This is a genomic window from Streptomyces sp. NPDC045998, from assembly GCF_056430285.1.
The window spans coordinates 1-20,478 of record NZ_JBWKLJ010000006.1; the positions used below are offsets into that span (position 1 = coordinate 1).

Genomic DNA, 20,478 nt, shown 5'->3' on the forward strand with positions numbered 1-20,478 from the left:
GACGTCCAGGGCCGCGGTGTGGACACCGTCCTGGGCCCGGAGATGCGCTCGACGGGTGAGGTCATGGGTATCGACGCGGTCTTCGGCACGGCGTACGCCAAGTCGCAGGCCGGCGCCTACGGTCCGCTGCCGACCAAGGGGCGGGCGTTCATCTCGGTCGCCAACCGCGACAAGCGGTCGATGATCTTCCCGGCGCGTGAGCTGGTCGCGCACGGTTTCGAGCTGCTGGCCACCTCCGGTACCGCCGAGGTCCTCAAGCGCAACGGCATCAACGCCACCGTCGTGCGCAAGCAGTCCGAGGGCGAGGGCCCCGGCGGGGAGAAGACCATCGTCCGTCTGATCCACGACGGTGAGGTCGACCTGATCGTCAACACCCCCTACGGCACCGGTGGCCGTCTCGACGGCTACGAGATCCGCACCGCGGCCGTCGCCCGCGGCGTCCCGTGCCTGACCACGGTCCAGGCGCTCGCCGCCGCCGTCCAGGGCATCGACGCCCTCAACCACGGCGGCGTGGGCGTGCGTTCCCTCCAGGAACACGCCCAGCGCCTCACCGCGGCCCGCCGACGGGATCAGCCCGAACTGGCCGGGGCCGAGGTGTCCATGGCGACCGAGACGGCCAGCAGGCCGAGCGCCGTTCCCATCATGTAGCGCTGCACCTTGAGCCAGGAGGGGCGGCGGGCGAGGAAGACGGCGATGCTGCCGGCCGCCAGCACGATGGCCAGGTTGATGGTGAGGGCCACCGCGATCTGGACGGAGCCGAGCAGGATGCCCTGGAGCAGCACGTGCCCCGCCTCCAGGTTGATGAACTGCGGGATGAGGGCGAGGTACATGATGGCGATCTTCGGGTTGAGCAGGTTCGTCATCAGGCCCATCATGAACAGCTTGCGCGGGGAGTCGTGGGGGATGTCCTGGGGAGCGAAGACGGAGACGCCCCCGGGCTTCAGAGCGTTCCACGCCAGGTAGGCGAGGTACGCCGCGCCGGCCAGCTTCACGGCGACGTACAGCTCGGGTATCGCGATGAAGACCACGGACAGGCCGAGATTCGTGGCGAGCAGGTAGACCACGAACCCGAGGGCCACCCCGCCGAGGGAGACGACCCCGGCACGCCGCCCCTGGGTGATGCTCCGCGAGACGAGGTAGATCATGTTCGGTCCGGGGGTGAGCACCATCCCCAGGGCCACCATCGCGACACCGAGTACTCCGCTCAACTCAACCATGGCTGCCCGCCGCTTTCTGTGCGAATCCGTGATGTGCCGTCGCACCCGAGGAGTCCTCGTGGGTGCCGGGCGGCAGCGCGGAGAGGTCGTGGACGATGTCGTGCAGGAGAGCGGATCGGCCGCATCGGGGCGGCGGGAGGGCGGTCCGGCTCGGGGTCACGCGGGCCGTGGTGTTCACCGGCGGAAGGTTCCTTCCTTGTCCAGGTCGTGCGGAGTGTTCTGAGTTCATCCGGCCGAACCAGCCTTGTTGTTAAGGCCGTTCCGGTTGTACGCACTGCTTCGACGGTGCTTCGACGTTGCCTCGGACGGTTTCGGCTGGCTCCAACTCAAGTAATTCCAGCGGCGGTTCGGGGAACTTCCGCTCGGTTGCCGAGCAGGGCGTCGGAGCAACTCGAGTGTAAGCTCCATCCTTTACTCGGTTCAATCCGCAATATTGAACTCGGGGCAATCCTGTGCTTCGATGCGATCGGTACGGGAGGCGAGGGCAATGACGGACTATCGGAACGTCGCGGACGCGGTGGCGGAGGAGATCAGAGCGGGGCGGCTCAGAACGGGCGACCGGCTTCCCGCGCAGCGGGAATTCGCCCAGCAGTACGGCATCGCGAACTCCACGGCCACGCGCGTCTATCAGGAGCTCGCCCGCCGGGGCCTCACCGTCGGCCACGTGGGCCGCGGCACCTTCGTGCGCGCCGCCTCCGCCGCGACCGCCGCCCCCGCCCTGTCCGAACCGGCGGACAGCCGGGTCGACTTGGAGCTGAACTACCCGGTGGTGCCCGAGCAGCCCGGGCTGCTCGCCGAGGGACTCGGCAAGCTGCTGCACCCCGAGTGCCTGGAGTCGGTGCTGCGGCCGGTCGGCCCGGCCGGCACCGCCGCCGCGCGCGAGGCGGCGGCGGATCTGCTGGTGCGCGGCGACTGGCGACCGGATCCGGCGCGGGTGCTGTTCGCCGGGAGCGGCCGGCAGGCGATCTCGGCCGTCGTCGCCGCGCTGACGCGGCCGGGCGCCCGGCTCGGTGTCGAGGAGCTGACCTATCCGGTGCTCAAGGCGATCACCACCCGGCTGGGAGTGACCCTCGTGCCCCTGGCCATGGACGAGGACGGGCTCATCCCCGAGGCCGTGGAGGAAGCGCACCGCGCCGGCCCGCTGCACGCCGTCTACGTCCAGCCGACCCTGCACAACCCGCTGTCGCTCACCATGCCGGAGCGGCGGCTCGATCACCTGGCCGATACGCTGCTGACCTGCGGAATCCATGCGATCGAGGACGCCGTCTGGGCCTTCCTCCGGGATGATCTGCCGCCCCTCGCCTCGCGTGCGGCCGAGCGGACGCTCCTCGTCGACAGCCTGTCCAAGCGGGTGTCCCCGGGCCTGTCGCTCGGGTTCGCGGTGGCTCCCGCCACCGTCGCGGGCGTTGTCGCCGCGTCGTTGCGCTCCGGCGGCTGGGCGCCCATGCGGTTCCCGCTGGAGGCGATGGCCCAGTGGCAGGCGGACGGAACCGTACGGGCGCTGGTGCGGGCCAAGCAACGGCAGGCCGCCGCACGGCAGGAGCTCGCCGAGCGCCATCTCGGCGAGTTCGTGACGCGCGGCGATCCCCGCTCGTACTACCGTTGGTGGGAGCTGCCGAGTCCGTGGCGTGCCGACACGTTCGTCGCCGCCGCGGCGCGGCACGGCATCGCGGTGACTCCGGCCGCGGCGTTCTCGGTCGGGCGCCACCGCGCCCCGCACGCCATCCGCCTGGGCCTGGCCTCACCCGGGACAGATACCCTCTCGCGGGCCTTGGAGACCCTGGGCGACCTCGCCCGGTCGACCCCGGACGACCTCGCCCACGACTAGCGCCGACACGGCGGGCCGCAGGACGGCAATCCGTGCCGGCACCCTCGATTCGTCTCACATTATGAGACGAATCGAGGGGAAATCACGGGCGAAAAAGGGCCTGATAGCGAATTGCGTGGTCCGTGCTCTTCGTGTGTCAGCCCCAGGCCGAGTCGTACCGCAGGTGAGGGGTGGGGGGTGTGGGCGTGGAAAGGCAAGTGTGTGCAGCGCTGACGGTCCAACACATATCGTCACCTTATCGATGTGATTGTTTCCACGTTTAACGGTGCGCGGTTCCTGTGCGTGAAACTACCGGTGCGGATTCTGATGAACCGGCTTCCGGAAGGTGTCACTTCTGTTTCGTTCGGCCACTTTCTTTGCGTCACATCCATCCTGCGCATATTCCGGCGGCGATGCGAGCCTGACTGCCATCCTGATCGCGAACTGCGGCAACACGAAGGATGGGCAAATGCGTCAACATTCGGACATAGCGGCAACTTCCGAAGTGGTACGCCTGTGTGAAGAGGGGTTGCGGTGGTACCGCGAGGCGCTGGAGACGGGGACGGTGTCCGGGGATGTGCCCCGGTGCCTCATCCGGTGCGGGCTCCTCAGGCCGCTGCCCGGGGGACAGGATCTGTATGTCCCCGTTCCGCCGAACATCGCGGAAGCGCAGCTCACGCGACCCGTGGAGCGCGACATCGAACAGCGCCGGAAAACCCTGGAGTCACTGCGCTCCTCCTTTCTCACAGCGGAAGCCGTCTACCGAAAAGTGCAGCGCCAAGCAGAGCTGCCCATCGAGCACCTGGGTGGCGAGGAGGTCATCGGAGAGGCGTTGCGGCTGGCCGTCGGGTCCTGCAAGGAGGAGCTGCTCACCGCGCAGCCGGGCGGCGGCCGTTCGCCCGCGCTGCTCGCCGAGGCCCTGCCCCGCGACCTCGCACTCGTACGCAAAGGGGTACGGCAGCGCACGCTCTACCAGCACAGTGTGCGGTCGCACGGCCCCACCCTCGCGTACATCGAACAGGTCCTGGCCGAGGGGGCCCAGGTGCGCACGCTGGACGAGATCTTCGAACGCGTCATCATCTGTGACCGGTCGATCGCCTTCATCCCCGGTGCACCGGAGCGGAAGAGCGCCGCACTGGCCATCCGGCACCCCGGTGCGATCGAGTTCCTCACCAAGGTGTTCGAGCACATGTGGGAGCGGGCGGAGCCCATTGCCCTCGCCACCGAACAGCACCGCCCCGACCTGCTCACCAACTCCGTCCGCAGGACCGTCCTCCGCATGGTCGTGACCGGCCACACGGACGAGACCATCGCGGCCCGGCTCGGCGTGAGCGCCCGTACCGTCTCCACCCACATTCGGAAGGTCTCCGAAGCCCTGGGGAGCCGCAGCAGGGCCGAGCTGGGGTACCTCCTGTCCCAGCGGCGGCTCCTCGAACCGGAAAACTCCCTGTTAGGCGAGACCCCACGCCCCCAGACGCGCCCACGCCGGCAGACCACGCGCGAACACTGCGGCTGACGACCCCGCTTCCCCGCCTCCGGAACGCGTACCCGGGCGGCCTGACATCGTTGTACCGCCGCCGGTGCACCCGGCGGCGCCTTCACGTCCGTACGGCACCGGGGCGCCGACCCCCCGGTGCCGTCCGCTCCGGCACGGCCGCTCACCCCTGCCCGACCCCTCACATCCGCTCGGCGCCCGCCTTGATCGCCTCGCGGATACGGGGATAGGTGCCACAGCGGCAGATGTTGCGCAGCGAATCGAGGTCCTCGTCAGTGACCTTGCGGCCTTCCTCCGCCACCCGGCGGACCAGCGCGACGGCGGCCATGATCTGGCCGGGCTGGCAGTAGCCGCACTGCGCCACGTCGTGGTCGAGCCACGCCCGCTGCATCGGATGCAGCTCCGCGCCCACCGTGGCCGCGAGCCCTTCGATCGTGGTGACCTCGTCGGCCGGGCTCAGGTCCTTGACGGGGACCGCGCACGGGTTGACGGCCCTGCCGTTGAGGTGGCTCGTACACGCCTTGCAGACGTTGATGCCGCAACCGTACTTGGGCCCGGTGACCCCCAGGACGTCGCGCAGCACCCACAACAGCCGCACGTCGCCGTCGACGTCGACGGTGACCTGCTCACCGTTGAGGCGGAACGTGTACTCCGGCACGTGATCTCCAAGTTGTCAGCGGACGTGGTCCAGGCCGTCGGTGGGGGACTGCGGGATCGGCGGGACGGTCGGTTTGGGGATGAAGGAGAGCGTGCCGTGGTTGATGGGGAAGGCGGTCGGCATGGTTCCCGTGGCACGGCCGTAGGCACAGGCGACCGCGGCCATCGACGCGGCGACCCCGAGCTCCCCGGCGCCCCCGGGCTCCCCCGTGGTGTCCGGCATCACGATGACCTGCAGCTCGGGTGGCGTGTTCCACTGCCGGGTGTAGAAGTAGTTGTCCCAACTGGCCTCCAGGAAGTACCCGTCCCGCAGGTGGAGGCCGGCCGTCAGCGTCTGGGCGATCCCGTCCATGACGCAGCCCATCATCTGCGCCTCCAGCCCACGCGGGTTGACGGCGAGCCCGACGTCCACGGCGACGACCGCTCTGGTGACGCGCGGTCCCGTCACGCCGTCGCGGATAGGACGGCCGACGGTCTCGGGCCGGCAGTCGATCTCCACCAGTACGGCGCTGGCGGAGTGGTACTCCGAGTGGAAGGCGATGCCCTGCGCCGTGCCGGCCGGCATGGACCTGCCCCACTCCCCGGCCTCGGCGGCCTTCTCCAGCACGGCCCGGGCGCGATCGTCGCGGAGGAACGCGCGACGGAACCGGAACGGGTCCTTTCCCATCTTCGCGGCGAGCCGGTCGACGACGAGCTCCCGGGCGCAGGTGACGTCCGGCGAATAGACGTTGCGCATGCTGCCCGTGTTGAAGCCCTTGGCGGTTTCGCTCAGCAGCCGGCTGGTGACGCCGAAGTCGTACGGCATCGACTGGGAGAGCTGGAAGAACGTTTCGGCGAACCCGATGTCACCCACCGGCAGCTTCGCGGCCATCGCGGTGAGGATCTCGCCGAGCCCGTGGCCGAAGTCGGTGGAGACGCTCGTGTGCCGCTGCTGGTAGCCGAGGACGGTGTCGCCGGCGTACGCGACGCGCACGCGCGAGGTGGCCATGGGGTGGGCGCGCCCCTGGCGGGAGTCGTCGGCCCGGTGCCACATGAGCTTGACGGGCTTGCCGATCCGCCGGGAGATCTCGGCGGCCTCCAGCGCGGCGTCGAAGAACAGCTTGCGCCCGAAGGAGCCCCCGCCTTCGGTGACGTGCACCGTGACCGCGCGCGGCGGCAGCCCGAGCTTGGCCGCGATGGTCTGCTGCGCGACGATCGGGGCCTTCAGCGACGCCCAGATCTCGGCGCGGTCGGGCCGTACGTCGGCTATCGCGCAGTTGGGCTCCAGCGCGCTGTTGCCGCGGAAGTGGAAGGTGAACCGGCCTTCCGCGACCGGGGTCAACGGCGGGAGTCCAAACGGCGGTTCGGCGGCCCGCAGCTCCTTGCGTACGGACTCGTCGGACGCGCCTTCCACGGTGCCGGGCTGCCACGACACCCGCAGGGCGCGCACGGCGTCGACGCACTGGCCGAAGGTCTCCGCGCGCACCGCCACCCCGGTGGAGACGACCGCGACATCGGTGACGCCTGGCAGGGCGCGGACCTCGTCGAGGTTGGCGACCGCGCCGACCCTGCCGTTGATGGTCGGAGGGCGGCAGACCATGGTCGGCTTGGCGTTCGGTACGTCCAGGTCCATCGTGAACTTCTTGCGTCCGGTGACCGCGGCGAGCGCGTCGATCCGGTCGTGCGGCTTGCCGATCACGGTGAACCGCTCACGCGCCTTCAGCTCCACGGACATCCGCCGTGTCGCGGCGCTCGCGGCCTTCCCGGACAGCTCCCCGATGCCGATGCCCCGGCCCGCCGGGCCGGTGACGACCCCCGCCTCCAGGCTGAGGTCGGTGACGGCCGCCCCGAGTTCCCCCGCCGCCGCCTGGAGCAGCCGGGCCCGGGCCAGGGCGGCCGCGACCCGGATCGGCGTGTACGTCGAGACGGTCGTGTTCGATCCGCCGGTGAGCTGGTTGAACACGAGCTCCGGGCGCGCGTCGGCCAGCGTGACCCGGACCCGTTCCACCGGTACGTCCATCTCCTCGGCGATCAGCATCGCCGTCGACGTGGTGATGCCCTGCCCGACCTCGGCCCGCGGCAGGGCGAACGACACGGTGCCGTCCCCGTTCACCTCGACCGTGATCAGGTGCGCGGTCGGCAGGGCCGCCGCGGTCATCACGTCGTTGAGGTCGAACAGCTCGGTGATGTCCGGTGAGGGGATGCCCGCCGACACGGCGCCCGGTGCGGGGACGCCGGCCGCGGCGGCCCCCGGCGCCGTACCGAACTCGGCGGCGGTCACCAGGGTCGGAGCGGCCAGTACGTAACCGAGGAACCGGCGCCTCCCGAGGGCGGGCGCACCGGGCACGGGCTGACTCGTGCGATCAGGACCGGTCATCTCCTCATCTTCCCCTCCCGTCACTCGATCCCGCCGGGGAGCGGCGGAAACCCGCGCCCCGGCGGCGCTGGTCTGGCTTGGAACGGGCGGTTCGCGTCGGGGACTTCCAGCTGCTGTGGACCGCCGCCTCCACCGCGCGGCGCGGCGGTCGAGGAGACGCGGCCGCACCGCACCCCTATGGCGTAACGGGCCGCATCCTCCGCCGGGGCGCGGCGTTGGTCGGGCTGTGACCAAGACGCAACGTGTATTCGCCGCCCTCGTCCTCGCCGCCGGCACCACCGCGCTGACCGCCCCCACGGCGGACGCGGTCGGCCTCCCCATCGGGCCGAAGGGGCCGTCCCTCCTCAGTCAGGCCGAAGACCTGATGATGAGCTCCATGCCCCCGGAGCGGCGCTCCGAGGTGCCGCGGGTGTCCCAGCAGCTCGGTGGGCTCAGCGGGCTGCACCGCCTCGGAGAACTCAAGCAGCTCGTCGCTCCGGTGGCGCCCGTGCTCGGTCTGGTGCCGGGCCTCCGCTGACAAGGCACCCCGCTACTGTGGACGGACGGTCCCCCGGTGTTCCCGGGCGGCCGTCCGTCTGTCGTACAAGCGGTCCCGGCCGGGAGGCCCGGACCACCGGAGGGGGTGGCCCCGTGCGGGTCAAGGATTTCGACCACGTGGTGCTCAACGTGGAGGACGTCGAGCGGTCCCTGGAGTTCTACTGCGGACCCCTCGGCCTGGAGCCGGTCCGGGTCGAGGAGTGGCGGGCCGGCAAGGTGCCGTTCCCGTCCGTACGGGTCAGCCCGACGATGATCATCGACTTGTTCAAGCGGCCCCGCGGCGAGTCCAACGTGGACCACATCTGCCTGGTGGTGGACCCCGTGGACTGGCAGGAGGTCATCGACTCCGGCCGGTTCGACGTCCTGGAGGGCCCGGTCAGCCGCTTCGGCGCCCGCGGCTCCGCCCAGTCCGTCTACGTGCGGGACCCCGACGGCAACACCGTCGAACTGCGTTGGTACCCGCAGGACGCGCAAGACACCCCCTAGCCCGCTCAGCCGATGGTGACGACACGCGCCCACGCCGGCGGGGTGGCCGGGACGTAGTCGGGGTTCCTCTCGTCCCTGGCGCGGGCGGGACGGGGGAAGAGACCGACGACCGTGCGACAGGGCGGTGGCGCGGACGGCCAGGGCGTCTGACCGTCCGTCAGGGCGACGATGACGTCCGGGCGCGGCCCGGAGCGGAGCGCCCGGGTGAAACCGGAGCGCAGGTCCGTGCCCCCGCCGCCGATCAGCTCCATGTTCTCGGCGCGGCAGAGCGGGACGGCGATCCGGGCCGCCGCGTCGCAGGAGATCACCGACACCAGGTCGCGCCGCCCGCCCACCGCCCGCGCGATGGCCGCCACCTCCAGCAGCGCGCTGCCCAGCTCCGCGTCGCTCACCGACCCCGAGGTGTCGATCACGACGCAGACCCGGGGCGGCGTACGGCGCAGACTGGGCAGCACCACCCCGGGCACACCGGCCGAGCGCCGGGACGGGCGCCGGTAGCTGTGGTTCTCGCCCGCGCCCGGCGCACCCACCGCCGAGCGGACCGCCGCCCCCAGCAACCGACGCCACGGCTGCGGGGGGTGGAACGCCTCCTCCGCCCACCGGCGCCACCCCTCCGGCGCGCTGCCCGGCTTCCCCTTGATGCCCTCCGCGACCCGGAAGCGGACCGCGTCCCGCTGCTGCCTGGTCAGCCCGTGTGCCCCGTCGGCCCCCAGCTCCCAGGGGCGCTCCTGCCCGTCGGCACCACTGCCGCAGTCCAGCCAGGCGAGCTCCGCGACGAGCCCGGACATCGACGCCGTGCGCAGGTACTCCTCCATCAGCAGCCCGTCGGTCAGGCGCAGCATGCTCGGGAGCACCACGCCGGCGGGCCTGGGCAGGCCATCGCCGTAGATGTCGTCGTTGATCTCGAAGTCCGCCGCGATGTTGCGCCGCAGCCGCTCACCCGGCCCGTACGCCTCGTGTTCGCGGGCGTACCGCTCGCCCCGCCCGTGGTGGTCCCGGAGCAGATGCGAGACCTCGTGCACCCAGACGCCCGCCAGCTCCTCCACCGGGGTGCGGGCCACGAAGGCGGGGGAGACGTAGCAGCGCCAGTGCGCGTCCACCCCCATCGTCGGCACCGACCGGTCCTCCACCACGTGCAGGGCGAAGAGCGCGTCGGCGAGGTAGGGGCGGACCTTCACCGCGTGCAGCCGGGCCGTGAGCAACTTCTCCATGTCCAGCGGGACTACGGGCCCGCGGGGCGACGGCTGTGGCGCGGGCCGGGACATCGCAGGTGGCGCCGGACGTGGCGCCGGACGTGGCGCCGGGCGCGGGACCGGGCGCGGCGCCGGGTGGGGACCCCGCAGCGGGCCCGGCCCGGGTCCCGGTCCCGTCACCGGGCGCTGAGCGGCGGGCCCCGTCATCGGCGCGCCCCCGCCGCGGTTCCGGCGCCGGCCGCCGCCGTGACGCGGCCCACCGACCGGTCCGCCCCCTGGGCGAGGCCGATCACCCCGGTCAGCCGCTCCACGGCCCGCGGCACCTCCCAGTCGTCGCGCCGCAGCGCCGCCAGCGCCGTCGCCGGAGCGACCAGCAGGTCCGGGGCGCCGGTCTCCAGCGCCCGGACGAGCACCGCCCACCCCGCCTCCCACCGCTCCCGCTCCGGCCGCGCCCCGATGGCGGCCACCACCGCCTCCAGCGTCGCCTGACGCAGGTCGCCCCGCTCCGGCAGCTCGGCGGCGGCCGGATCGGCCAGCAGCGACTCCGGGTCCGGCAGGTCCATCCGGTCCAGATGGGCGAGGAGTTCGAGCCCCGGCCCGTCGCCCACGGCTCCCCGCACCAACAGCGCCAGCACCTCCCGGGAGGCGGAGGCCGCCGTACCGAAGGCCAGCAGGGTCAGCGCGGCCTCCCAGCTGCGCGGCGAGGGCCAGGCGCCGCCGCGCCGCGTCTCGGTACTCGGCAGCCGGTGGATCAGCGTCGGCCGCGCCTTCAGGAAGCCGCAGACCGCACGCCGGGCGAACGCTACCGCCTCCGGCAGCAGCTCCGGCACCAGCCGGGGCAGCTCCGCCCGCGGCCAGACCCCGCCGAGCCCGCGCACCACCACCTCCCGGTCGTGCACCCAGTACAGGTGCACGAACCGGTTGGCCAGCGGCGGGCTCAGCTCCCAGCCGTCCGCCGCCGACGCGCGCGGATTGGCGGCGGCCACGATCCTCACCCCTTCGGGCAGTCGCAGCTCACCGACCCTCCGCTCCAGGACGACCCGGAGCAGCGCGGCCTGCACGGCCGGGGTGGCGGTGGACAGCTCGTCGAGGAAGAGCAGCCCCCGCCCGGCCCGTACGAGCTCCACCGCCCACTGCGGCGGCGCCATCGGCACACCGCGTACCGCGGGGTCGTCGCCCACGATGGGCAGCCCGGAGAAGTCGGACGGCTCGTGGACGCTGGCGATCACGGTCGTGAGCGGCAGGTCGAGGGAGGTGGCGAGCTGCGTCAGCGCCGCGGTCTTGCCGATGCCCGGCTCACCCCAGAGCAGTACGGGGAGGTCGGCGGCGACGGCCAGCGTCAGTGCTTCGAGCTGCTCGTCGGGGCGCGGCTCGGTGGTGGTCGTCCGCAGGAGGGCGAGGAGGTCGTCGGCGACGGCGAGCTGGGCGTCGGTCGCGGCGGCGCCGGTGGCCGGGGCGGGCAGGAGCGTACTCGTGGTCATGGGCATCACCTGGGGTGGGAGAAGGGGACGGAACGGCCCGTCCCGGAGGTCGTAAAGGCATGCGGCGCTCAACACGCCGTACAGGGAAGGCAGAAGGGGGCGGCCGTGGGCCGCCGGTCAGGAGGTCAGGCCGGTACGGGGCCGGGTCCGGCTGCTCCGCTTGTGGCGCAGCACGGAAGGTGTCCGGCGGTCGAGCCGCGGGCGGTGCCCGGCCTGCGGATGGCCCGCGCCCGAGGAGTTCGCGGCCGCCAGCGCCGTACCGGAAGCGGGGTGTACGGGCACGAGCCCCGAGCGGAAGAGCCCGTGGTCGACGCGGCGGTCGGCGGCGGCCCGCAGCTCCTCGCGGAGCGGCCCGTCGCGCAGGACCGCGCCGGGCCCGAGCAGGCCCTCGACCACGGCGAGCGCCCCGGCGACGTCACCGTGGCGCAGCCGCTCCCGCACCGCGGGCAACGCCTCCGGATCGCGGTGCACCGTGTCGATCGCCCGCAGGCAGGGAAGCGGTGGCCCGCCGAGCGCCACCAGAAGCGCCTCGCGGCGCAGTTGGTCCGGGTCGTGGTCGACCGCCGTCAGCACGCCGTCGCGCAGCGCGATCCGGTGGATCTCGCCCCGGCACTCCACCCGGTGCGGATCACCGGGCTCGGACACCGGGCGGACGACCGAGGCGGAGCCGTACGCCGCCAGCGCCTCGGCGACGAGCGGATGCAGCCGCTCCGGCGCGATCAGCCCGGCCCGCAGCAACTCCAGGTCGGGCAGGGCCCGGACCGCCGCCTCCGGCAGCACCGGAAGTGCCGCGGCCTCGTGCGGCGGCAGCGCCTCCCGTAGCGGGCGCACCGTCGGGGCGTGGCCGTCGTCGGGGGCGACGAGCGTGAACACGGCGTGACTGCGCGCCCCCCGCCGCACGGCGAAGGCCCCGCGCGCGGGCCGGCCCTCGGCGCGCAACAGCGACTCCGCCTCGGCGGCCCATCGTGCGGGGAACGGACCGCGGTCCGACGGCGGCTCGTCCGCACCGCACCGCCGCGCCAGCTCGCCGCTGCGTGCGGAGTCCCAGAGGTGCCGGTGCAGGTCCAGCCGGAAACGCCGGTCGGGGTGCGGGTGCGGGTGTGGGTGGGCATGCGGGTGGGCATGCGGCCCCTCCCACAGGGCGACGGCCATCCGCTGCCCGGCGTCCGCCCAGGCCGGCGGTGTCCGCACCACCAACTGCGGCGACGGGCCGCCGGGAGTCCCGTAACGGGCCAGCGAGAGGGTGAGGCCGGGCCGGAGCCGCCCGTCGGGGGCGATCCGGGGCATGTGCCAGCGCAGCAGATCCGGCGCCAGTCGGCGCAGATCCGCACGGAGGCGGTTGGCGAGTTCGGTGCCGTGACGGTCGCGCACGGCGCGCAGATCGAGGTCGACGTCGATCCGGGCGGCGGCGCAGGCCCCCGCCCAGTCACCGACCGCACGCCGTGCGGTCGCGGTCTCGATCATGGACGGTGGCACGGCGTACTCGCGCACGCGTTGCCACATCAGCAGGCGGGTCGGAAGCCCGTTCGCGAAGTGAGGTGCCATCAGCGCTCACCCTGAGCGAACGAGTCCCCCAATCCGTACGAGGAGAAGTAGTTCATCACCGGCATCGTAACCATGCCGTTGACGATCTGTCAGCCTCCTTTTCGCCCGGGCACCCCTGCGCCTCGCAGGCCCGCTGAACGACGCGGACCCCGCCGCGGGCGGGCGCCGTGAGGCGCCGCCGCGGCGGGGTCCGAGGTCCGGAGGGGTCCGGGGCCGGGATCAGACCGCCGGGTCCGGGGCCGGGTAGGTCGGGTACTCCACCCCGGAGACGTGCTGGACGACGCGGATGACCTGGCAGGAGTAGCCGAACTCGTTGTCGTACCAGAGGTAGAGGATGGCGTTGTCGCCGTCGACCTTGGTGGCGCCGGCGTCGACGATCGAGGCGTGGCGCGAGCCGACGAAGTCCATGGAGACCGCGTCGGGGGCCGTGGTGAAGTCGATCTGGCGCTTGAGCGGCGAGTGCAGCGAGACGTCGCGGAGGTACTCCAGGACCTCGTCGCGGGTGGTCTCACGGCCCAGGCGCAGGCTCAGGATGGCGATCGAGACGTCCGGGACGGGGACGCGGATCGAGCTGCCGGTGATCGGCGCCTTGAGGTCGGGCAGCGCCTTGGCGACGGCGGAGGCGGCACCGGTCTCGGTGATCACCATGTTCAGCGGCGCCGAGCGGCCGCGGCGGTCGGCCTTGTGGTAGTTGTCCAGCAGGTTCTGGTCGTTCGTGAACGAGTGGACGGTCTCGACGTGACCGCGCAGGACGCCGTACTCGTCGTCCATCGCCTTCAGCGGCGGGACGATGGCGTTGGTGGTGCAGGAGGCGCAGGACAGGACCCGCTCGTCCGGCTTGATGGTGTCGTGGTTGACGCCGTGGACGATGTTCGGGACGTCGCCCTTGCCGGGGGCGGTCAGGACGACCTTGTCGATGCCGGGGCGCAGGTGCTTGGACAGGCCCTCGCGGTCGCGCCACTTGCCGGTGTTGTCGATGAGGATGGCGTCCTTGATGCCGTACGCGGTGTAGTCGACCTCGGACGGGTCGTTCGCGTAGATCACCTTGATCGCGTTGCCGTTGGCGACGATCGTGTTGGTCGCCTCGTCGACGGTGATGGTGCCCTGGAACTGGCCGTGGATCGAGTCGCGGCGCAGCAGCGAGGCGCGCTTCACCAGGTCCTGCTCACCGCCGCCGCGCACGACGATGGCGCGCAGCCGCAGGCCGTTGCCGGAGCCGGCCTTCTCGATGAGGAGGCGGGCGACGAGGCGGCCGATGCGGCCGAACCCGTAGAGGACGACGTCGCGTCCCTCGCGGCGCTCGATCTTGTTGGCGCCGGTGGCACCGGCGACGGCCTCGGCGGTGAACTCCTCCACCGACAGACCGCGGCCGTCCGTCTTGTACGTCGCGGCGAGCATGCCGATGTCGATCTGGGACGGACCCAGGTCGAGCGTGGTGAGGGCGCGCAGGAAGGGCATCGTCTCGGTGACGGAGAGTTCTTCACCGGCGATCTGCCGGGCGAATCGGTGGGTCTTGAGAATGCTGACCACCGACTTGTTCACCAAGGAGCGGCTGTGCAGCAGGACGGTGACGTCCCGCTCCCGGTGCAGCTTGCCGATCATCGGGATCATCGACTCCGCGATCTCCTCGCGGGTCTTCCAATTGGTGAACGAGTCGTCGTTGACAGTCACAGGTCCATCTTTCGAGCTAGGCGGCGCTCATATGCTAACCCCATGGTTTTTTGATCGTTCATGAGGGTGCCCCCAGGGCCTCGCGGGCCCCGTCGGCCCCTGTGGTACCGGTGCCGCGGCGGCTGAAAAACGCCGCGTCGCATGCGGTTCACCTGGGCATGATCGGATCGCTCGCTACGGCGCGTGACGAGGGGGTTACGTGGGGTGCAAACGCCTGTTCGGCATCGGTAAGGGCCGCGCGGGGCCGGTCGTGCCGGTCGTGACCGAAGCCCGTGTGAACGACGTCATCACGAAGTTGGACGGTCAGACGGAGGCGCTGACGGCGCTCTCCGGCGCGGTGGCCACCGAGCACCAGCGGACCCGTGAAGCGATCCGGGGCGCTGCCGCGAGCCTGCGCCGGGATGGCCGGGATGGCCGGGAGCTGGAGGCTCTGGACGGCCTGACGGGGGAGATCCGCGCCCTGCGGTGCGACGTCGTCGAGGGGTTGGGCCGCCTCGCCGACGCGTCTTCCGCGGCCGTCGCGGGCGACCAGGAGGAGGGGACGATGGAACGCGACGAGGAACACGCCGAAGAGGCCGGCCCCAGCGGCGACGGCGGCCGGAACGGGGGCCGGAACGGCAGCCCCGGCAAGGGTCCGGAGCTCAAGAACGTCATCGAAGCGGCCTACCGCCGCGGCGAGCGCGTGCCTCCCGGCCCGGCGGCCGCCGGGCCCGGCGGCGACGGCGAGGCGCCGCCCGGGCAAGACGTCGTCCACGGCGTGCTGCTGATGAAGGCGGCCGGTGTGGCCCGGGCCCAGTTGGTCGTGCACCAGCACCACTGGGAGTTCCTCGCCGAGCTCGCCGCCCACCACCCCCACTTCCGTACGCCGCACCAGGTCGAAGACCTCGGCGGAGGCAGGCTGCGGGTCACGGTGTCGGGCATGTCCCTGATCGCCCTGCTCATCAGGGTATGGCACACCCGCGCCGACGCCGAGGTGCTCGGAGCCGAGTGGGCCGTGGCCGCCACCGTCTACGGCCGCATCGCGGACCGGCTCTCGGCTGTCGGCGGCCCGGGGGAGCCCATCACCGTCGTCCTCGACGACGGTGTCGCCCAGGCGTCCGAGGACACGGCCGCGCCCGACGCCGCGTAAGGCGGCAAGGGGCCGCCGCTCCTACGATGTCCGGAGGCGAGGGAGGGGACGGCACATGGGGACCGGATGGGACGCGCACGGGCGGGTGCAGCGCGCGCAGCGGTGGTCGGCCCGGGCGTCCCTCACCGCGGCGGCGTTCGCGGCGCTGGTGCCGCTGCTGTACGCGGGCGTCGGCGGCGTCCTGCTGCTCCTGGTCGGCGTCGCCGGCCTGGCCGCCACGGCGGCCGCGCTGTGGTGGGCGCTGACCACACGCGGAGCGGTCCGCGTGGCGGCCGCCGCGCTGGCGGCGGCGACACCCCTCGCCGTCATCGCCCTGTTCGCGGCCGCGGGCCTGCTGAGGGCCCTCGCGGTGTCCTTCGCCCTGTGGGGCGCGGCCGTGTGGACCGGCCGGTACGCGCTGCGGAGCACCGGCCTGCGTCCCGTACGGGCCAAGGAGCACCGCACGCCGCCGCCGCGCCGGGCCGTGCTGTTCATGAACCCGCTGTCCGGCGGCTCCAAGGTGGCGCGCTTCCGCCTCAAGGAGAAAGCCGAGCGGCTCGGCGCGCGCGTGGTGCTGCTCGACCCGGAGCGGCACCAGGACGTCGCGGAGCTCGCCCGGCGCGCCGTGGCGGACGGTGCGGACCTGCTGGGCGTCGCGGGCGGCGACGGCACCCAGGCGCTGGTGGCCGCCGTCGCCGCCGAGCACGACCTGCCGTTCCTGGTCGTCTCCGCCGGGACCCGCAACCACTTCGCGATGGACCTCGGCCTCGACCGCGACGACCCCGCCGCCTGCCTGGACGCCCTCACGGACGGCGTGGAACTCCGGGTGGACCTCGGCTTCGCCGGCGGGCGCCCCTTCGTCAACAACGTCTCCTTCGGCGTCTACGGGGCCGTCGTGCAGAGCCCCGCCTACCGGGAGGACAAGGTCGGCACGGCGCTGGACATGCTGCCCGACCTGCTCACCCGGCAGAGCGGCCCCCGGCTGACCGCCCGCGCCGGCGGCACGGTGCTCACCGGCCCGCAAGCCGTGCTCGTCAGCAACAACCCGTACCGCAGGGACGAGCCGTTCGGCTTCGGCCGTCGCGAGCGGCTCGACTCCGGGGTCCTCGGCGTCCTCGGCATCCGCGTGGACGGCGCCGCCGCGGCCGCCGGGCTGCTGCTCGACCCCGAGGCCAACGGGCTCACGGTGCTCACGGCCCGCGAGGTCGTCGTCGACGCCGACAGCCCCACCCTGGAGGTCGGCATCGACGGCGAGGCGCTGGTCCTGCCCGCCCCCGTCCACTGCCGCGCCGCACCGGGCGCGCTGCGCGTCCGCGTACCGCGGCTGCGGCCCGGGGTGCCCGAGGCGCCCCCCGCGCTGGACTGGCGCCGGCTGCGCAAGCTGGCGGCGGCGGTGAGCCGTACGGCCGTGACCGGACGCCCCGGGGGGAGCTCCGGACGGCAAAGGTGAGAGATGTCCCAAAGGCGCCCCAAAGGGCTGGCGTCTTACGGGCGTTGGGGTGATCATCCCGGGATGACCTCACAGACCATCACCGCGGCGGCGTCCGGCACCTGGACACTCGGCGACCTGGAGATCAACCGCATGGGCTTCGGCGCCATGCGCCTGCCGCAGACCGGCGAGGCGTTCGCGCCCGACGCCGCCCCGCGCGACCGCGACCAGGCCATAGCCGTCCTGCGCCGCGCCGTCGAACTCGGCGTGAACCACATCGACACCGCCGCGTTCTACTTCTCCCGGCTGCGCTCCGCCAACGAGCTGATCAACCGGGCGCTGGCCCCCTACCCGGACGACCTCGTCATCACCACCAAGGTCGGACCCCACCGCGACCCCTCGGGCGAGTGGTGGCACGCCGAACCCGGGCAGCTGCGCGGCCAGGTCGAGGAGAACCTGCGCCAGCTCGGCCGCGACCACCTCGACGTGGTCAACCTGCGCATGCTCGGGAACCGTTCGATCGCCGACCGCTTCGGCGCCCTCGCCGAACTGCGGGACGCCGGGCTCATCCGCCACCTCGGCGTCTCCAACGTCACCCCCGAACAGCTCGCCGAGGCGCGGGCCATCGCGCCGGTGGTGTGCGTACAGAACCCGTACGGCATCGGCGTACGGCCCGAGCACGACGCGTTCGTGCGCGACTGCGGCGAGCAGGGGATCGCGTTCGTGCCGTTCTATTCGATCGCCGGTACCGGGCGCGACGCGGGGGCCGGTGAACCGGACGGCGACGAGGTGCTCGCCGTGGCGCGCGCCCACGGCGTGAGCGCGGCGCAGGTCCGGCTCGCCTGGACGCTGCACCGCGGGCCGCACGTGCTCGCCATCCCCGGTACGGGTGACCCGGAGCACCTCACCGCCAACGTGGCCGCCGGTGCGCTGCGCCTCTCCGAAGACGACCTGGCCCTCCTGGACCGCCTCCACCGGCGAGCGGCGTGAGCCGGCTGACGCGCGGGTGCGGGCGCCGGCGCGGCTGCGCGTAGGATCAGCCGGTTCCGCCGTATCCGCGCCCCCGCGCCCTCCCCCGAGGAGCAGCCCCCGGTGTCCTCCACCCTCACCTCCCGCGCGCCCCTGCCGCCCGCCCTGGCCATGGAGCTGCTCTGGCACGTGGAGGACGGCATACGGCTCCCCGCGCTGGTGTGGCGTGCGGGAGACGGCTGGCGGATGGCCGGCAGCGCGGTGCTGGGCGGCGGCATAGGGGAGCGGGCGTGGGTCCTGAACGCCCAGGTGCCGCACGGCTACCGGCGTACCGACCCCGCCCGGCACCTGGCCGCGCTCGCCCACCGCGCCGGTGCCCGCGGTGCCGGGGTCGGGCTGATGACGGCCGCGGACGTCACGCGGTGCGCCCACGCCGCCGACGGCGGCGTCGAGGCGGCCGTCACCGTCGGCCTGGGCGTGTCGACCTGGGCCGCCTCGCCGGAGGACGGCGAGGCCGGCCCGCCGCCGGCCGGGACGATCAACATCGTGGTCGCCGTCCCGGCCGCCCTGACCGACGCCGCCCTCGTCAACGCGGTGGCCACGGCCACCGAGGCCAAGGTCCAGGCGCTGCTGGAAGCGGGGCACGACTGCTCGGGCACGCCCACCGACGCCGTGTGCGTCGCCGCCCGCGTCCCCCGCCCCGGCGAGGAGCCGCACGCCTTCGCCGGACCGCGCTCACTGTGGGGCGCGCGGCTCGCCCGCGCCGTCCACCGCGCCGTCCTGACGGGCGCCACGGCGGAGGCGCAACCAAGCTAGGGGGCGGGCGAACCCCGGCACGATCAGACCGACGCGGTCTCGGCGGACTTCTCGGGCGCCTCGGGGGCCGCCTGTGCCGGGGCGGTCGCCCCCTTCTCCGCGCGCCGCAGCAGCGCCGCGGCCAGCAGGCCGCCCACCAGCACGGCCGCCGCCCCGACCAACTGGCTGGTCACCAGGCCGGAGGCGAACGCGTCCGCGATCCGCTCCCGCTCGCCCGCCGAGTCCGCGGCGGCCAGCGCCGCCGGGAGCGAGGCGGCCGCCGGGACCGGAACCAGCGCGGCGAACCGGGAGTTGAGCACCGCGCCGAGGACGGCGACGCCGAGGCCGTTGCCGAACTCCGTGACCGTGCCCTCGATGCCCGCGCCGACACCCGCCTTCTCGCGCGGGATCGCGTTCAGGACCGCCACCGCCATCGCCGGGTTCGCCAGCGCGCACCCCGTCCCCATCAGGACCAGCCCGACGAGCATGCCGCCGTAGCCGAAGCCCTGGGAGTCGAGCACCGCGACGACCGCGAGGCCCGCCGCGAGCAGCCCCATGCCGAGGGCGACGGACCCCGGGATGCCCACGGCCCGGCTGGCGCGGGCCGCGACCCCGGTGAAGTTCAGCAGCACGACGGTCAGCGCGAACGGCGCCGTGCGCAGCCCCGCCTCCAGCGCGCCGTACCCGTGCACGAACTGCAGCTGCTGGGTCAGCAGGTACAGCGCGCCCCCGCTGCCGAAGGTGATCAGCAGCGCCCCGGCGATGGCGCCGGTGAAAGTGCGGTCGCGGAAGAAGCCGAGGTCCAGCATGGGATGGGCGACGCGGCGCTCCCACCGTACGAAGGCGGTCGCGGTGACGGCGACGAGGGCCGCGCCCACCAGCACCGGCCCCGAGGTCCAGCCGTGTTCGGGCCCGGTGATGACGACGTAGACGAGTGACGCCATGCCCACCGTGGACAGCAGCGCACCGGGCAGATCGGGGCGCGCCCCGCCCGGAGCGGTGCTCTCCGGTACGAGCACGGCGGCCGCGACCAGCCCGAGCGCCACCACCGGCAGGTTGACCAGGAAGAGGGCGCCCCACCAGAAGTGCGCGAGGACCACACCGCCGACCAGCGGCCCGGCGGCGAAGCCCAGGGCGTTGACGGCGGCCCAGATGCCGATGGCCCGTACGCGCTCCGGCTCGGGGAAGACCTGGAGCGCGACGGCGAGCGTGGTGGTCAGCAGCAGGGCGGCGCCGACGCCCATCCCGGCGCGGGCGGCGATCAACTGGCCGGTGGACTGGGCCAGTCCGGCCGCCAGTGAGCCCAGCCCGAACAGCGCGAGCCCGGTCATGAGCATGCGCTTGCGCCCGTAGCGGTCGGCCGCGCCGCCCGCCGTGAGCAGCAGGCCCGACTGGACCAGCGCGTAGGCGTTGATGACCCACTGGACATCGGCGGCGGAGGCGCCCAGGTCCCGGGTGAGGGTGGGCACGGCGACGTTGAGGATGGTGTTGTCGAGGATCACCACGAGCTGCGCCAGGCAGATGACGCCCAGGATGAGCCAGCGCCGGGGGTGCCCCTCGGATATGACGGGGTGCTGCGGGGACACGGACGGCATGCGGCTCCTTCACGAGAATAACTTAGGGGAGCCTAACCAATCCTCGTGGGGGTCCGCGGGCGGGGTGGCCGTCGTGGCGTTCCGGGGAAAGCGCAGGTGGAGGGGGTGGCATCCGCGTTTCTCCCGGGTCCGGGATG

The 20,478-nt window shown here is 73.0% G+C and carries 16 protein-coding genes and 1 pseudogene; 9 read left to right on the plus strand and 8 right to left on the minus strand.

Annotated features, from left to right (window positions below; genetic code table 11):
• Positions 1-648: pseudogene (carB, locus tag AC07FJ_RS18715) on the plus strand (carbamoyl-phosphate synthase large subunit); the annotation flags it as partial.
• On the opposite strand, the gene AC07FJ_RS18720 reads toward carB, so the two are convergent.
• Entirely contained in the window at positions 570-1,217 is a 648-nt protein-coding gene (locus tag AC07FJ_RS18720; RefSeq protein ID WP_479050219.1) for a LysE family translocator, read from the minus strand. The pseudogene carB and the gene AC07FJ_RS18720 overlap by 79 nt on opposite strands.
• Before the next feature lie 487 nt (positions 1,218-1,704).
• Here AC07FJ_RS18720 and AC07FJ_RS18725 point away from each other — a divergent pair, with 487 nt between their 5' ends.
• A complete protein-coding gene (locus tag AC07FJ_RS18725) occupies positions 1,705-3,045 on the plus strand; it encodes an aminotransferase-like domain-containing protein (RefSeq protein ID WP_479050221.1) in 1,341 nt (446 codons plus the stop codon).
• A gap of 748 nt (positions 3,046-3,793) precedes the next feature.
• Positions 3,794-4,540, plus strand: a complete 747-nt coding sequence (locus AC07FJ_RS18730; protein ID WP_468292040.1) for a helix-turn-helix transcriptional regulator — start codon at positions 3,794-3,796, stop codon at positions 4,538-4,540.
• A gap of 160 nt (positions 4,541-4,700) precedes the next feature.
• Here the strand turns inward: AC07FJ_RS18730 and AC07FJ_RS18735 are convergent, their stop codons facing one another.
• On the minus strand, positions 4,701-5,177 hold the full coding sequence (locus AC07FJ_RS18735) for a (2Fe-2S)-binding protein (protein WP_479050224.1): 477 nt from the start codon (positions 5,175-5,177) through the stop codon (positions 4,701-4,703).
• Positions 5,178-5,192: 15 nt separating this feature from the next.
• Entirely contained in the window at positions 5,193-7,532 is a 2,340-nt protein-coding gene (locus AC07FJ_RS18740; RefSeq protein ID WP_479050226.1) for a molybdopterin cofactor-binding domain-containing protein, read from the minus strand.
• A 226-nt stretch (positions 7,533-7,758) separates the two neighbouring features.
• Here AC07FJ_RS18740 and AC07FJ_RS18745 point away from each other — a divergent pair, with 226 nt between their 5' ends.
• Both AC07FJ_RS18745 and AC07FJ_RS18750 read left to right on the plus strand, forming a co-directional pair.
• The gene (locus tag AC07FJ_RS18745; RefSeq protein ID WP_479050228.1) at positions 7,759-8,049 is read left to right on the plus strand and encodes a hypothetical protein; all 291 of its coding nucleotides are present in this window, start codon (positions 7,759-7,761) and stop codon (positions 8,047-8,049) included.
• A 113-nt stretch (positions 8,050-8,162) separates the two neighbouring features.
• Positions 8,163-8,555, plus strand: a complete 393-nt coding sequence (locus AC07FJ_RS18750; protein ID WP_479050230.1) for a VOC family protein — start codon at positions 8,163-8,165, stop codon at positions 8,553-8,555.
• Positions 8,556-8,560: 5 nt separating this feature from the next.
• Here the strand turns inward: AC07FJ_RS18750 and AC07FJ_RS18755 are convergent, their stop codons facing one another.
• From AC07FJ_RS18755 to AC07FJ_RS18770, 4 genes are all read right to left on the minus strand, one after another.
• Complete coding sequence (locus tag AC07FJ_RS18755) at positions 8,561-9,766, minus strand: vWA domain-containing protein (protein ID WP_479050232.1); 1,206 nt, start codon at positions 9,764-9,766, stop codon at positions 8,561-8,563.
• 185 nt (positions 9,767-9,951) lie between these two features.
• Complete coding sequence (locus AC07FJ_RS18760) at positions 9,952-11,229, minus strand: AAA family ATPase (protein ID WP_479050234.1); 1,278 nt, start codon at positions 11,227-11,229, stop codon at positions 9,952-9,954.
• A gap of 117 nt (positions 11,230-11,346) precedes the next feature.
• Complete coding sequence (locus AC07FJ_RS18765) at positions 11,347-12,774, minus strand: hypothetical protein (RefSeq protein WP_479050236.1); 1,428 nt, start codon at positions 12,772-12,774, stop codon at positions 11,347-11,349.
• Positions 12,775-12,993: 219 nt separating this feature from the next.
• Entirely contained in the window at positions 12,994-14,445 is a 1,452-nt protein-coding gene (locus AC07FJ_RS18770; protein ID WP_479050238.1) for a glyceraldehyde-3-phosphate dehydrogenase, read from the minus strand.
• Positions 14,446-14,644: 199 nt separating this feature from the next.
• On the opposite strand from AC07FJ_RS18770, the gene AC07FJ_RS18775 reads away from it, so the two are divergent.
• From AC07FJ_RS18775 to AC07FJ_RS18790, 4 genes are all read left to right on the plus strand, one after another.
• On the plus strand, positions 14,645-15,574 hold the full coding sequence (locus AC07FJ_RS18775; RefSeq protein WP_479050240.1) for a hypothetical protein: 930 nt from the start codon (positions 14,645-14,647) through the stop codon (positions 15,572-15,574).
• Between the two features lie 55 nt (positions 15,575-15,629).
• On the plus strand, positions 15,630-17,003 hold the full coding sequence (locus tag AC07FJ_RS18780) for a diacylglycerol/lipid kinase family protein (RefSeq protein ID WP_479050242.1): 1,374 nt from the start codon (positions 15,630-15,632) through the stop codon (positions 17,001-17,003).
• 63 nt (positions 17,004-17,066) lie between these two features.
• Positions 17,067-17,972, plus strand: a complete 906-nt coding sequence (locus AC07FJ_RS18785; RefSeq protein ID WP_479050244.1) for an oxidoreductase — start codon at positions 17,067-17,069, stop codon at positions 17,970-17,972.
• Between the two features lie 150 nt (positions 17,973-18,122).
• Entirely contained in the window at positions 18,123-18,767 is a 645-nt protein-coding gene (locus tag AC07FJ_RS18790; RefSeq protein ID WP_479050844.1) for an adenosylcobinamide amidohydrolase, read from the plus strand.
• 23 nt (positions 18,768-18,790) lie between these two features.
• Here AC07FJ_RS18790 and AC07FJ_RS18795 read toward each other — a convergent pair whose 3' ends face one another.
• Positions 18,791-20,341, minus strand: coding sequence for an MFS transporter (locus AC07FJ_RS18795; protein WP_479050246.1), 1,551 nt, complete (start codon positions 20,339-20,341; stop codon positions 18,791-18,793).
• Positions 20,342-20,478 lie beyond the last annotated feature (137 nt).

What these genes read in the sequence shown, in the direction of transcription:
- AC07FJ_RS18790 (WP_479050844.1), top strand. Translation starts at nt 18,123, where the DNA reads ATGGAGCTGCTCTGGCACGTGGAGGACGGCATACGGCTCCCCGCGCTG.
- AC07FJ_RS18720 (WP_479050219.1), bottom strand. Translation starts at nt 1,217, where the DNA reads ATGGTTGAGTTGAGCGGAGTACTCGGTGTCGCGATGGTGGCCCTGGGG.
- AC07FJ_RS18795 (WP_479050246.1), bottom strand. Translation starts at nt 20,341, where the DNA reads ATGCCGTCCGTGTCCCCGCAGCACCCCGTCATATCCGAGGGGCACCCC.
- AC07FJ_RS18740 (WP_479050226.1), bottom strand. Translation starts at nt 7,532, where the DNA reads ATGACCGGTCCTGATCGCACGAGTCAGCCCGTGCCCGGTGCGCCCGCC.
- AC07FJ_RS18765 (WP_479050236.1), bottom strand. Translation starts at nt 12,774, where the DNA reads ATGGCACCTCACTTCGCGAACGGGCTTCCGACCCGCCTGCTGATGTGG.
- AC07FJ_RS18755 (WP_479050232.1), bottom strand. Translation starts at nt 9,766, where the DNA reads ATGGAGAAGTTGCTCACGGCCCGGCTGCACGCGGTGAAGGTCCGCCCC.
- AC07FJ_RS18760 (WP_479050234.1), bottom strand. Translation starts at nt 11,229, where the DNA reads ATGACCACGAGTACGCTCCTGCCCGCCCCGGCCACCGGCGCCGCCGCG.
- AC07FJ_RS18785 (WP_479050244.1), top strand. Translation starts at nt 17,067, where the DNA reads ATGACCTCACAGACCATCACCGCGGCGGCGTCCGGCACCTGGACACTC.
- AC07FJ_RS18780 (WP_479050242.1), top strand. Translation starts at nt 15,630, where the DNA reads ATGGGGACCGGATGGGACGCGCACGGGCGGGTGCAGCGCGCGCAGCGG.
- AC07FJ_RS18725 (WP_479050221.1), top strand. Translation starts at nt 1,705, where the DNA reads ATGACGGACTATCGGAACGTCGCGGACGCGGTGGCGGAGGAGATCAGA.